Origin of the sequence: Phenylobacterium sp. (assembly GCF_036264965.1) — a bacterium.
Taxonomy (GTDB): Bacteria; Pseudomonadota; Alphaproteobacteria; order Caulobacterales; family Caulobacteraceae; genus Phenylobacterium.
In genome coordinates, this window is sequence record NZ_DATAPY010000106.1 from 1 (window position 1) to 12706 (window position 12706).

The following is a 12706-nucleotide window of genomic DNA, read 5'->3' on the forward strand; positions in this document are numbered from 1 at the left end:
CGGACGATGGGCAGGTCGGCGAAGGCCGGGTCGAGCGTCTCGATGTTGGCGCTCTCGGCGACGAAGCCGCCGCCCATCATCAAGAGGCAGTAGATCGCCTCCTGCGCCCCGGCCGCGCCCAGGCTGTGGCCGGTCAGCGACTTGGTCGACGAGATCAGCGGCGGCTTGGCGCCGAACACCTCGCGCACCGCGCCCATTTCCCGGCTGTCGCCCACCGGCGTCGAGGTGCCGTGCGGGTTCAGGTAGTCGATGGTCCGCCCGCCGATGGTCGACATGGCCATCTTCATGCAGCGCACCGCGCCCTCGCCCGAGGGGGCCACCATGTCGTAGCCGTCGGAGTTGGCCGCGTAGCCGATGATCTCGCCATAGATCTTCGCGCCGCGGGCCTTGGCGTGCTCGTACTCCTCCAGCACCACCACCGCGCCGCCGCCGGCGATCACGAAGCCGTCACGGTCCTTGTCATAGGCGCGGCTGGCCACGGCCGGCGTCGCGTTGAAGTTGGAGCTCATGGCTCCCATGGCGTCGAACATGACGCTCAAGGTCCAATCGAGCTCCTCGACGCCGCCGGCGAAGACGATGTCCTGCTTGCCCATCAGGATTTGTTCGTAGCCGACCCCGATGCAGTGGGCCGAGGTGGCGCAGGCCGAGGAGATCGAGAAGTTCAGCCCCTTGATCTTGAACCAAGTCGCCAGCACCGCGCTCGGGCCGGAGCTCATCGCCTTGGGCACCGCGAAGGGACCCACTCTCTTCGGCCCCTTGGTGCGGGTGATCTCGGCGGCCTCGACGATGGCCCGGGTCGAGGGGCCGCCGGCGCCGACGATCAGGCCGGTGCGCTCATGGGAGACTTCGGCTTCCTCCAGGCCGGAGTCGGCGATGGCCTGCTCCATGGCGATATGGCCGAAGGCCGTGCCCTGGGCCAGGAACCGCGCGGCGCGGCGGTCGACCATGGATTCCCAATCGATCTGCGGCTTGGCGTGCACATGGCAGCGGAAGCCCAGCTCGGCGTATTCCGGCGCGGCGGTGACGCCCGACTTCGCCTTACGCAACGAGGCCAGGACCTCGTCGGCATTGCTGCCAATCGAGGAGACGACACCCATTCCGGTGACGACGACGCGACGCATGGCTGATCTCCCGATCCGTCAGGTCCGCTGGAACAGGCCGACCCGCAGGTCGGTCGCGGTATAGATGGGGGTTCCGTCGGCTTCCAGAACCCCATCTCCGATTCCCATCACAAGACGTCGGTTGATGACACGCTTCATATCGATCTTGTAGGTGACTTTTTTGATCGAGGTCGTGACCTCGCCCCCGAACCTGGCCTCGCCGCAGCCGAGCGCCCGGCCGCGGCCCTTGCCGCCGATCCAGCCGAGATAGAAGCCGACCAGCTGCCAGAGCGCGTCCAGGCCCAGGCTGCCCGGCATCACCGGGTCGCCGATGAAGTGGCATTTGAAGAACCAGAGGTCCGGATTGATGTCGAACTCCGCCTCGATGTAGCCCTTGCCGTGGGCGCCGCCGTCGTCGTTGATCTGGGTGATCCGATCGAACAGCAGCATCGGCGGCGCCGGCAGCTGGGCGTTGCCCAGCCCGTACATCTCGCCACGGGCGCATGTCATCAGCTCCTCGAAGCTGTAGTGATCCTTGGCCTTGGCGTCCGTCATCCTACCGTTCGTCCTGTTCAGGGGAGTTGGCCCTAGCAGAGCCGCACCCGGCGCTCAATGCTGCGCCTGTTTGGGCCTCGGCGGCCCACTCTTCAATGACACTGAGGCGTGTCGGTCGTTCCCCAGAGCGCGCCCTCGCGCACCCAGCCGCCGGCGTGGTCGGCCTTGACCTTGCACCAGCCCTTGTCGCAGCGGTCCAACGTGGCCAGCGCCCGCGGGTTTAGATAGGCCGCCGGCTTGAACCCGTCCTTCGGCCGCTTCAGCAGGGCCACGGCCTGGAGTGTGGTGTTCATGGTCATCCGCCGCCCGTCGGTGACCCGCTTGTGCACCCAGGCGAGCGTGCCCTCCGGATCGCAGACGCGCCGCCATTCGCTGGTCTCGGCCACCACCTGCAGCGGCAGGCCGCGCACTCGGTAGACAAACAGCAGCTTGTGGTCGTCGCCGGGCCCGGAGCGGGCGTTCACCTTGTCGAACTTCAGCGAGACATACCGCGGCACCGGCATGCCCGAAGGGGTCTGGCGCTCCGGCGCGGCGGCGCCCGTCATCACACCGACAGCCGCTAGCAGACCCAGCGCCGCGCTTTTCAGCCGCGGCCCCGCCGGTCTCACCCTTTTGTGCGCCTCGCCTTGGCCGTCCATGGAGCCTTTGATACAGATTCAGACAACAGGACGCGCCGGTGAAGCGGCGTCAAGGAAACGCCCCCTCTTCACGTCACCCCCAATTTCAAGACACCCATGGCCGCCCGCAAGCCGAAAGTCATCGTCACCCGAAAACTCCCCGGCCCGGTGGAGACGCGGATGCGCGAACTCTTCGACGCCGAACTGAACGACACCGACGAGCCGTTCAGCCGCGCGCAACTGGCCGATGCGCTGGGCCGCGCGGACGTACTGGCGCCCACCATCACCGACAAGATCGACGCGACCCTGCTCGAAAAAGCCGGGCCGAAGCTGAAGCTGATCGCCAACTTCGGGGTCGGCGTCGACCACATCGACGTCGCCGCCGCCAACGCCAAGGGGATCGCGGTCACCAACACGCCCGGCGTCCTGACCGACGACACCGCCGACCTGACCATGGCCCTGATCATGGCCGTGGCCCGGCGCATCGTCGAAGGCGCCAACGTCACCCAGGCGGGCGGTTTCCACGGCTGGACCCCGACCTGGATGATGGGCCACCGAATCACCGGCAAGCGCCTGGGCATCATCGGCATGGGCCGCATCGGCCAGGCGGTGGCCCGCCGGGCGCGGGCCTTCGGCCTGCAGATCCACTACCACAACCGCAAGCCGGTCTCCTCGCGCATCGCCGAGGAACTGGAGGCCACCTATTGGGAGAGCCTCGACCAGATGCTGGCGCGGATGGACATCGTCTCCGTCCACTCGCCGCACACGCCGGCCACTTATCACCTCTTGTCAGCGCGGCGCCTGAAGCTGTTGCAGCCGCACGCCATCCTGATCAACACCGCTCGCGGCGAGATCATCGACGAGACGGCCCTGGCGGAGCTGCTGAAGGAAGGGGCCATCGCCGGCGCCGGCCTCGACGTCTTCGAGCACGAGCCGAAGATCAATCCCAAGCTGCTCGGCCTGCCCAACGCGGTGCTGTTGCCTCACCTGGGCTCGGCCACCATCGAGGGCCGCATCGACATGGGGGAGAAGGTGATCATCAACATCCGCACCTGGATGGACGGCCACAAGCCGCCCGACCGGGTCATTCCGTCGATGATGTGACCGCGAAGCGAGTCATCCCCGCGGAAGCGGGGATCCAAGCGGCCTAACTTCCCGCTCCGTCGCCACATACCGGGCACTCCGGATCGGCCCCGACCCTCACCGTCCGCGTCTCCGCCGACAGCGCGTCATAGATCATCAGCCGCCCGGCCAGCGGCTCGCCGGCGCCGGTGATCAGCTTGATCGCCTCGAGCGCCATCATCGAGCCGACCACGCCGGCCAGGGCGCCGACCACGCCCACGGCGACGCAGGTCTCGGCGTCCGGCGGGGTTTCGGGTACGAGGCAGCGATAGCAGGGGCGACCGGTGAACACGCCCACCTGGCCGGTCCAACGGCCGATGGCGCCGGAGATCAGCGGCTTGCCGTGGCGCACGCAAGCGGCGTTGACCTCATAGCGCACCTCGAAATTGTCCGTGCCGTCCAGCACCAGATCGACGCCCTCTGCCAGCTCGTCGGCGTTTTCGGCGCAAAACGCCTCGGGCCAGCCCGCGACGAAGATGTGCGGGTTCAGTCCCGCCAGCCGGTCGGCGGCGGCCTGGACCTTGGGCCGACCGATATCGGCCTCCGCATAGAGAATCTGCCGCTGCAGGTTGGAGCGGTCGACCTCGTCGGGATCCGCCAGGATCAGGGTCCCGACCCCGGCGGCGGCCAGATAGAGCGCGGCGGGCGAGCCCAGGCCGCCGGCGCCGACGATCAGCATGCGGGCGGCCTTCAGCCTCTGCTGGCCGGGGCCGCCCACCTCGCGCAGCACCAAGTGGCGGGCGTAGCGCTCGATCTCGACGTCGGTGAACACCATGGCGGCTATCTTGGGCCTGGAGGCCTCAAGCGCAACCGGTCGCTTGCCCCGGTCTGTTGGTCGCACTGGCCGGCGACGGCCCGGTCGGGCTAGGTCATAGGCCGCCAACATGGGAGACCGCGAACCGTGCTGAAGATCGCGATGGTCCTGACCGCCAGCCTCTTGATCGTCACGCCGGCGACGGCCGCGACGGCGTCCCGGGCGGCCGAGCCGGCGCCGTTGATCGCGGCCGAGCGTGCGTTCGGCGCACGGGCGGCCCAGGCGGGGATCGCGCCCAGCTTCCTCGAGTTCATGACCGACGACGCGATCATCTTCGCGCCCGACGTCGTGCTGGCGAAGGCCTTCTATGGCCAGGCCCCGGCCGCCAAGGCGCCGGGCGAAGGCGGCCCGCGGCTGGCCTGGTGGCCGAACTTCGCCGGCGTCGCGCGGTCAGGCGACCTGGGCTTCACCACCGGCCCCGCGACCATCAACGGCAAGCGGGGCCTGTTCTACGTCACCGTCTGGACGCGTCAGCCGGACGGCGGCTGGAAGTGGGTCTACGACGGCGGCATCGATGCCGACGGCGCCTCGGCGCCGGGGCCGGAGGCGCCGCCCATCGTCCTGGCCCCGGGCGATGTCAGGCCCTTGGCGCCCGACCTCGCCATGGACCAGGTGCGCAGCGCTGAGATCGCCCTGGCGCATCAGGCGCGAACGGACGTCGCCAGCGCCTACAAGGCCGTGCTGGCGCCCGACGCGCGGCTGCAGGGCTCGATGGCGGCCCCGGCGACCACGCCCGCCGCTGTGGACCGCGAGCTGGCCACCCGCGCCAGGGTCATCGCCTTCGGCCCGATCGGCGGCGGCGCGTCGAAGGCCGGCGACCTGGCCTGGACCTTCGGCGACGCCAAGTGGGACGCCGGCCGCGGCCACTATGTGCGCATCTGGCAACGCCGGGCCGGCAAGTGGGCCCTGGTCTTCGATCAGATCATCAAGGTCGAGAAGCCAGCCTAGCCCCGCTCGCGGCGCGCTTCCCAGATCGCCTGTTCGAGGGCCTTGGCGAACTCGCCGCGTTCGCGTGGGCTGAGCGCCTGGGCGACCGCCACCTCGCGGCCGGAAAGCGCCAGGCGCAGGCCGAAGGTGTATTCGTCCTCGCGCTCCACGTTCACCCGGGTGAAGGCCGTGGGGCTTTCCCAGACCACCCGGCTCCAATTCGGCGTTTCGTGGGTCACCACCACGTCGCGGGCGGTGATCGTCACCCGCTCCACCCGCCGCGCCTGGCGGTAGCTGATCGTAAAGGCCACCAGCACCGCCATGACGTCGATGCCGAGGAAGAAGGGCACGAAAACCGCCCCCATGTGCACGAACACCGCCGCCGAGCAGCAGTTGGCCAGGGTCACTACGGCGATCAGGATGATGAACCCGCGCTCTGAGAGCGAGCGGTGCGGCGTGATCACCGCGTCCATGTAGGTCTGACCCATCATCTGGGCCCGGACCATAGGCCCGGAAACCGCCTTGGCGGAAGGGGTCGGCGCACGCCATCTTGCAGCGGGCATGGTCAGAATAGCGAAACCGAAGAAAAAGGCGCCCGCCAAACCGCGCCTCAGTCCTGCCGAACAGGCGCGGATCGCCGAGATCTTCCGTCGCTTCGAGGAGCAGGAAAGCGACCCACGCACCGAGCTCGACTATGCGAGCCCCTTCGAACTGGTCACCGCCGTGGCGCTGTCTGCCCAGGCGACCGACGTCTCGGTGAACAAGGCGACCGACAAGCTCTTCAAGGTCGCCGACACACCGCAGAAGATGCTGGCGCTGGGCGAGGCGGGCCTGAAGCCGTTCATCTCCTCGATCGGCCTCTACAACTCGAAGGCCAAGAACGTCATCGCCATGAGCCGAATCCTGGCGGAGCAGTACGGCGGCGAGGTTCCACTGACCCGCGAGGCGCTGCAGGCCTTGCCCGGCGTCGGACGCAAGACCGCCTCAGTGGTGCTGAACGAGCTGCGCATCGAGCCGGCCATCGCCGTCGACACACACGTCTTCCGCGTCTCCCATCGCCTGGGCTTGGCCAAAGGCAAGACGCCGGACCAGGTGGAGGCCGAGCTGATGGCCATCGTCCCTGATCCCTTGAAGACCCGCGCGCACCACTGGCTGATCCTGCACGGCCGCTACGTCTGCGTCGCCCGGCGGCCGAAATGCGAAGAGTGCGTGGTGGCCGATTTGTGCCCATCGAGGCATCTGTTCGTCGGCAAATGAGGCGCCGCCTCCGTACTTGTCCTTAGGGAGATGCTCCGAATAGGCGGTATGGCCGACGCACCCTAACTACCCCCTCGAAGCAACGCCGAACCGTTCCAACCACCGGCTCCGGTCAGCTTTATAGGGCGGCGAGACTCGCGAGGGTCTCGCCGCTCGTCGTTTGGGCTCCCCTTCTGCGCCGCGTTGCCGCGAAGGCTGATCTTCGCTAAGTCCCGCCCTCGCCGTCCTCGCCTGAAAGTCCAAGAATGCCAGACCTCTACGACGTCGCCGCCATCGGCAACGCCATCGTCGACGTGATCGCCCCGGCCGACGACGCCTTCCTCGCGGCCAACGGCCTCGACAAGGGCGCGATGATGCTGGTCGACGCCGAGCGGTCCCTGGCGCTCTACAGCAAGATGGCCAAGGGCGTGGAGACCTCCGGCGGATCGGCCGGCAACACCATCGCCGGCGTCGCCAGCTTCGGCGGCAAGGCGGCCTATCTGGGCAAGGTGGCAGAGGACCAGCTGGGCGCGACCTTCACCAACGAGATGCGCGCCATCGGCGCCCACTTCGATCCGACCCCGCTGAGGGATGGCCCGGCCACCGCCGTCTCGATGATCAATGTCACGCCGGACGGCCAGCGCACCATGTGCACCTTCCTGGGCGCCTCGGTGCAGTTCACCGACGCCGACGTGACCCCGGCGGTCATCGAAAGCGCCAAGATCGTCTACCTCGAAGGCTACCTATTCGACGCCGAGCCGGCGCGGAAGGCCTTCGCCAAGGCCGCCGCCCTGGCGCGCGGCTCCGGCCGGATGCTGGCGCTCACGCTCTCCGACGGCTTCGTGGTCGACCGCCATCGCGCCGGACTCCTGGCCTTCATCGAGACCCAGGTGGACCTGGTGTTTGCCAACGAGGTGGAGATCATGTCGCTGTTCCAGACCTCCAGCTTCGATGAAGCGATGGCCGAGATCGTGCTGCGCGCCAAGTTGGCCGCCGTCACCCGCAGCGAGCATGGCTCGGTGATCGCCAACCATGCCGAGACCTGGTCCGTGCCCGCCTTCCCGGTGGAGAAAGTCGTGGACACGACCGGCGCCGGCGATCAATACGCAGCCGGGTTCATGTTCGGCCTCGCCCGCGACCGGTCGCTGCCGGATTGCGGCCGACTGGGTTCCCTGGCGGCGGCGGAAGTGATCTCGCACTACGGTCCGCGCCCGCAGGTTTCGCTGCAGGCGCTGGCGGCGGAAAAGGGACTCTAGATGAGCCGCCCAGAAACGACCCGCAAAGCGGAGGTTGTCCGCAACACCAAGGAGACCCAGATCCGGATCGCCGTCGATCTGGACGGGACTGGCGCGTCGAAGGTCTCCACCGGCATCGGCTTCTTCGACCACATGCTGGAGAGTTTCATCCGCCACGGCGGTTTCGACATTGAGATCGAGACCAAGGGCGACCTGCACATCGACATGCACCACACGGTGGAAGACACCGGCATCGTGCTGGGCCAGGCCTTCAACAAGGCGCTGGATGGGTTCAAGGGCGTGCGGCGCTTCGGCCACGCCTATATCCCCATGGACGAGACCCTGACCCGGGCGGCCATCGACCTGTCGAACCGGCCGTACCTGGTCTGGAACGTGTCATATAAGACCCCTAAGGTCGGTGATATGGACACCGAGCTATTCAAGGAATTCCACCACGCCTTCGCCATGAACTGCGGCGCCTGCCTGCACCTGGAAACCCTCTACGGGACCAACTCCCACCACATCGCCGAGAGCGGCTTCAAGGCCCTGGCCCGCGCGCTTCGAACCGCCGTCGAGCTCGACCCCAAGACCCACGGCCATGCCCCATCCACCAAGGGTGTGCTCTAAGGACTTCCCGTCATGCAGAGCGTCGCCCTGATCAATTACGGGTCGGGCAATCTCCGCTCGGCCGAAAAGGCCCTGATCCGCGCCGCGGACGGGACGAGCGAGATCGTCGTCACCGACGACCCCGAGGTCATCGCCGTGGCTGACCGCATCGTCCTGCCGGGCGTCGGCGCCTTCGCCGCGTGCATGGGCGCACTGGAGGCCCGCAGCGGCGTGATTGAAGCCATGACCGAGGCGGTGCACGACAAGGGCGCGCCGTTCCTCGGCATCTGCGTCGGCATGCAGCTCCTGGCCTCGCGCGGCCTGGAGTTCGGCGAGACGCCGGGCCTCAACTGGATCGCCGGCGATGTGCGCAAGCTGGAGGACGGCGGCGATCCGGCCATCAAGATCCCGCACATGGGCTGGAACGGACTGACTGAGGTCACGGACCAGCCAGTGTTCGCCGGCCTTCGAGATGGGCAGACCGTCTATTTCACGCACTCCTTCGCCTTTTTCCCGAAGGACTCCGCCGACGTCGCGGCCTATGTGGAGCACGGCGAGCGGTTCCCCGCCGCCGTCGCCCGCGGCAATGTCGCCGGCGTGCAGTTCCACCCGGAGAAATCGCAGGCCGTGGGCCTCGACCTCCTCGCACGCTTCCTGGAGTGGCGACCTTGATCCTCTATCCCGCCATCGACCTGAAAGACGGCAGCTGTGTGCGCGTGGTGCATGGCGACCTGGCGACCGCCACGGTGTTCAACACCTCGCCCGCCGCCCAGGCCCGCGCCTGGGCCGACGGCGGTTTCCACTGGATCCACGTGGTCGACCTGAACGGCGCGGTCTCCGGCCAGGCCGTGAACCAGGCGGCGGTGGAGGAGATCCTGAACGCGGTCTCCGTGCCGGTGCAGCTGGGCGGCGGCATCCGCACCCTTGCCGACATCGAGGGCTGGATCGAAGCCGGGGTCAGCCGCGTGATCCTGGGCACGGTCGCGGTGCGCGACCCGAAGGTCGTCTACGAGGCCGCCAAGGCCTGGCCCGAGCAGATCGCGGTCAGCGTCGACGTCCGCAAGGGCAAGGTCGCGGTCCAGGGCTGGACCGAGGACAGTGATCTCGACGCGATCAGCGTGGCGAAGCGCTTCGAGGACGTCGGCGTCTCGGCCCTGATCATCACCGACATCGACCGCGACGGCACGACCATGGGCTTCAACGTCGAGGCCTTCGGCGCCATCGCCGATGCGGTGGCCATTCCGGTGATCGCCGCCGGTGGCCTGGCCACGGTCGACGACATCATCCGCCTGAAGGCCCGCAGGGGGACCGAGATCGCCGGCGCGGTGCTGGGCCGGGCGCTCTACAACGGCGACATCGTGCCCGACGCCGCCCTGAAGGCCGCCGCATGACCTTGCGTGTGCGCGTCATCCCCTGCCTGGACGTCAAGGACGGCCGGGTGGTGAAGGGCGTGCAGTTCGTGAGCTTGCGCGACGCCGGCGATCCGGTGGAGCAGGCCCGCGCCTATGACGCGGCCGGCGCCGACGAGCTGATGTTCCTCGACATCACCGCCAGCCACGAGAACCGCGGGACGATCCTCGACGTGGTGGCCCGCACGGCCGACGTCTGCTTCATGCCGCTCTCGGTGGGCGGCGGCATCCGCAAGGTCGAGGACGCGCGCCGCCTGCTGCTGGCCGGCGCCGACAAGATCTCGGTCAACACCGCCGCGGTGGAGAACCGCGACCTGATCGCCGCCTGCGCCGACGCCTTCGGCAGCCAGGCGGTGGTGGTGGCCATCGACGCCAAGAAAGCTGACGACCAGTGGAGGGTGTTCACCTACGGCGGACGCAACGACACCGGCCTGAACGTCGTGGATTACGCCATTGAGGCCGTGGAACGCGGCGCGGGCGAGATCCTGCTGACGTCGATGGACCGCGACGGGGCCAAGACCGGCTACGACCTGGAACTGCTGCGCGCGGTGAGCGGCGCGGTCTCGGTGCCGGTGATCGCCTCGGGCGGCGCGGGCAATGCGCAGCACATGGTGGACGCCGTGACGCAAGGCCACGCCGATGCGGTCCTGGCCGCCTCGATTTTCCACTTCGGCGAGGTGTCGATCGGCGACGTGAAGCGCGCCATGGCCGCCGCCCACCTGCCGGTCCGCGAACCGGAACCTGTCGGATGAGCCGGTTCGCCGAGGTCCTCGCCCGCCTGGCCGCCACGGTCGAAAGCCGCAAGGGCGGCGATCCAACCGCCTCCTACACCGCCAAGCTGCTGGCGGACCCCTCGCTCGCCGCCAAGAAGCTGGGCGAGGAAGCAGTGGAAGCCGTCATCGCCGCGACCCAGGGCGACAAGGCCGCGCTGGCCGGCGAAAGCGCCGACCTGATCTACCACTGGCTGGTGGTCCTGGCCGCTGCCGGCGTCTCGCTGGACGAGGTGGCCGAGCGGCTGGAGAGCCGTGAGGGGACTTCGGGGTTGGCGGAAAAGGCCTCCAGGTCCGAATAACCCCATCGTTCGTCATCCTCCGGTCGCGCGAAGACGCGATCCGGGGGACCCAAGCGGCCTCACCCCATTCTGCAATTCAGCTTGGGTCCCCCGGATCAGCCTGTGGCTGACCAGGGGATGACGATGTGTGAGTTTACCGCCGCGCCTTCCGCTTCAGCGCCACATAGAGCGCGCCTTCGCCGCCGTGGTGGCGGGCGGCGTCGGAGATGCCGGCGACGATGTGCGCCAGGTGCGGGGCGGCCAGCCATTCGGGTGCGCGGCGCTTCAGGACGCCGTCGCCCTGGACGCCCTTGCCGGTGATCACCAGGACGGCGCGCCAGCCTTCGTGGAAAGCTTGAGCAAGGAAGCCTTCCAGCACCGCCCGCGCTCGGACCTGGTCCATCCCATGCAGGTCGAGGCGCGCGCCGATGTCCTCGCGCTCGCGGGCGATGCGGTGACGGCGATTGGGCTCGATGCCGTCGAGCTGCTCGCGGACTTTGCCCGGGCGAGCCGCCGGCCTAGGCGGGGCGATGCGGGCGGCGGTCTCGGTCTTGGCGGCTTCCTGGCTGGCGGTCGGTGTCCCGCGGCCGGGCAGCGGATGGACCGTTGAGGCCACCATCCCCCAGATATGGCGCTCTTCAGGGCGCAGCGGCCGTTTCACGGTTGGCGGTCCTTCGGAACCAGGCGGTAGAGTCGCAGCGTATGGCGCACGCGCCCGGCCTCGACGCCGGCGGCGGCGCCCTGGCCCAGGTAGAGGTCGGCGCGGACCTCGCCCTTGATGGCCCCGCCGGTGTCCAGCGCCATGGCCAGCCGGCGATAGGCGGGGAAGGCGCCGTTCAGCGTCGGCGCGCTGGCGTCGATCCAAAGATAGTCGCCCATCTGATGGAATCCCGGATCGACGGCGAGCGCGCGGCCGGCCGGCAGGGGCAGATTGGCCGTGCCCACTGGCTGGCGGCCGTCGTCGGGAGCCAGGCTGAAGAAGGCGTAGCGCGGATTGAGCTGCATGATCGCCTGGGCGTCCGGCCCGCGATGATCGGCGAGCCAGGCGCGGATGGTCTCGGCCGAGGTGTTGTCCTTGGCCAGCAGGCCCCGGTCGCGCATGGGGTTGGCTATCCCCAAGAACGGCCAGCCGTTGTTGGCCGCATAGATCGCCTTCATCCGCCTGCCGTCGTCGAAGGTCAGCACGCCGGAGCCCTGGATCTGCAGGAAGAACAGGTCCTCAGGCCGCATCCAAGCGAGCGCCTTCTCCGCCGGGCGAGCCTCGATGGCGGTGCGGTCGGGATAGGGCGCGAGCGTTCCGTCGCCGGCGTCGCGCGCGGCGATCGGGCGGCCCGACTGGCTCGGGTCGAAGGTCCCGGCGTCGACCATCTTGAGGTCCGCCGGCTTGGCGCGCAGCGGGGCGTTGAATTCGGCGCTGAGCTTTCGGCGCGCCGGATATTCCGGCGAGAAGTAGGCGGTGAGCACGCCCTCGCCCGCGATCCGCTCCGCGCGGAAGTGGGCCTCGAGGAAGCGCTCCGACTGCTCGCCGTTCAGGGGGCCGATGGCGCGGGCGTCGCGGCAGATCTGGGCCAGGGCCGGGTCGCGCGCCGCGCCGCAGCTGTCGCGGAACGCCGCCAGGGCCGCGGCATGATCCTCGGCCTCCCAGCCACGCAGGCTGCCGAGCGCAACGAACCGCTCCGGGGGCGCTTCAGCCTCGGGCGTCGGGCGCGGGGGCCGCGGCCTTTGCGGGTGCAGCTCAGCCGGCGGCGAAGGCCGGCGAGCCGGCGCCGGGTGGGGCTTTGGCGAAGGGGTCGAGGCGCAGGCCGCCAGGATGAGCGCGGTCAGGGCCGCGCCGAGAACGCCCCCGCGCACCGACGCTTCAAGCCTCGGCGGCGTCGACGTGGGCCAGCAGCCAGTTGGGATCGCGGCTCTTCAGGTGCCGCTCGAAGGTCCAGAGTTCGGCGGTGCGGCGGTCTTCGACGCCCTCGCCTTCGGGGCCCTTGGTGCGGCTGCGGAACTCGCCAGGATGAGCGCGGTCAGGGCCGCGCCGAGAAC

The 12706-nt window shown here is 69.0% G+C and carries 16 protein-coding genes; 9 read left to right on the plus strand and 7 right to left on the minus strand.

Annotated features, from left to right (window positions below; genetic code table 11):
* From fabB to VHS75_RS13370, 3 genes are all read right to left on the minus strand, one after another.
* A partial coding sequence (gene fabB / locus VHS75_RS13360; protein ID WP_329639107.1) for a beta-ketoacyl-ACP synthase I occupies positions 1-1121 on the minus strand: 1121 nt, incomplete at its 3' end.
* An 18-nt stretch (positions 1122-1139) separates the two neighbouring features.
* Positions 1140-1655: a 3-hydroxyacyl-[acyl-carrier-protein] dehydratase FabA gene (gene fabA / locus VHS75_RS13365; RefSeq protein WP_329639108.1), complete on the minus strand. Its 516-nt coding sequence runs from the start codon at positions 1653-1655 to the stop codon at positions 1140-1142.
* A gap of 92 nt (positions 1656-1747) precedes the next feature.
* Positions 1748-2293 (minus strand): SH3 domain-containing protein, encoded by a 546-nt coding sequence (locus VHS75_RS13370; protein WP_329639109.1) that lies wholly within the window; start codon positions 2291-2293, stop codon positions 1748-1750.
* Between the two features lie 96 nt (positions 2294-2389).
* Between VHS75_RS13370 and VHS75_RS13375 the strand changes: the two genes are divergently transcribed.
* A complete protein-coding gene (locus VHS75_RS13375) occupies positions 2390-3376 on the plus strand; it encodes a D-glycerate dehydrogenase (RefSeq protein ID WP_329639110.1) in 987 nt (328 codons plus the stop codon).
* A gap of 43 nt (positions 3377-3419) precedes the next feature.
* On the opposite strand, the gene VHS75_RS13380 is transcribed toward VHS75_RS13375, so the two are convergent.
* Positions 3420-4169: a molybdopterin-synthase adenylyltransferase MoeB gene (locus tag VHS75_RS13380; protein ID WP_329639111.1), complete on the minus strand. Its 750-nt coding sequence runs from the start codon at positions 4167-4169 to the stop codon at positions 3420-3422.
* Between the two features lie 126 nt (positions 4170-4295).
* On the opposite strand from VHS75_RS13380, the gene VHS75_RS13385 reads away from it, so the two are divergent.
* On the plus strand, positions 4296-5156 hold the full coding sequence (locus VHS75_RS13385; protein ID WP_329639112.1) for a DUF4440 domain-containing protein: 861 nt from the start codon (positions 4296-4298) through the stop codon (positions 5154-5156).
* Here the strand turns inward: VHS75_RS13385 and VHS75_RS13390 are convergent.
* Complete coding sequence (locus tag VHS75_RS13390; protein WP_329639113.1) at positions 5153-5641, minus strand: DUF2244 domain-containing protein; 489 nt, start codon at positions 5639-5641, stop codon at positions 5153-5155. The genes VHS75_RS13385 and VHS75_RS13390 overlap by 4 nt on opposite strands.
* 55 nt (positions 5642-5696) lie before the next feature.
* Between VHS75_RS13390 and nth the strand changes: the two genes are divergently transcribed.
* From nth to VHS75_RS13425, 7 genes are all read left to right on the plus strand, one after another.
* Positions 5697-6392: an endonuclease III gene (gene nth, locus VHS75_RS13395; RefSeq protein WP_329639114.1), complete on the plus strand. Its 696-nt coding sequence runs from the start codon at positions 5697-5699 to the stop codon at positions 6390-6392.
* A 245-nt stretch (positions 6393-6637) separates the two neighbouring features.
* On the plus strand, positions 6638-7627 hold the full coding sequence (locus tag VHS75_RS13400; protein ID WP_329639115.1) for an adenosine kinase: 990 nt from the start codon (positions 6638-6640) through the stop codon (positions 7625-7627).
* Positions 7628-8233, plus strand: a complete 606-nt coding sequence (gene hisB / locus VHS75_RS13405; protein WP_329639116.1) for an imidazoleglycerol-phosphate dehydratase HisB — start codon at positions 7628-7630, stop codon at positions 8231-8233. It abuts the gene before it with no gap.
* Positions 8234-8245: 12 nt separating this feature from the next.
* Positions 8246-8884: an imidazole glycerol phosphate synthase subunit HisH gene (gene hisH, locus VHS75_RS13410; protein ID WP_329639117.1), complete on the plus strand. Its 639-nt coding sequence runs from the start codon at positions 8246-8248 to the stop codon at positions 8882-8884.
* Positions 8881-9603, plus strand: a complete 723-nt coding sequence (gene hisA / locus VHS75_RS13415; protein ID WP_329639118.1) for a 1-(5-phosphoribosyl)-5-[(5-phosphoribosylamino)methylideneamino]imidazole-4-carboxamide isomerase — start codon at positions 8881-8883, stop codon at positions 9601-9603. The genes hisH and hisA overlap by 4 nt, the downstream gene beginning before the upstream one ends.
* Positions 9600-10373, plus strand: a complete 774-nt coding sequence (gene hisF / locus VHS75_RS13420; RefSeq protein ID WP_329639119.1) for an imidazole glycerol phosphate synthase subunit HisF — start codon at positions 9600-9602, stop codon at positions 10371-10373. The genes hisA and hisF overlap by 4 nt, the downstream gene beginning before the upstream one ends.
* Positions 10370-10693, plus strand: coding sequence for a phosphoribosyl-ATP diphosphatase (locus VHS75_RS13425; protein ID WP_329639120.1), 324 nt, complete (start codon positions 10370-10372; stop codon positions 10691-10693). The genes hisF and VHS75_RS13425 overlap by 4 nt, the downstream gene beginning before the upstream one ends.
* Before the next feature lie 133 nt (positions 10694-10826).
* On the opposite strand, the gene VHS75_RS13430 is transcribed toward VHS75_RS13425, so the two are convergent.
* Positions 10827-11333: a Smr/MutS family protein gene (locus VHS75_RS13430; RefSeq protein ID WP_329639121.1), complete on the minus strand. Its 507-nt coding sequence runs from the start codon at positions 11331-11333 to the stop codon at positions 10827-10829.
* Positions 11330-12523 (minus strand): MltA domain-containing protein, encoded by a 1194-nt coding sequence (locus tag VHS75_RS13435; RefSeq protein WP_329639122.1) that lies wholly within the window; start codon positions 12521-12523, stop codon positions 11330-11332. Before VHS75_RS13435 ends, VHS75_RS13430 begins: the two co-directional genes overlap by 4 nt.
* Positions 12524-12706: the final 183 nt, after the last annotated feature.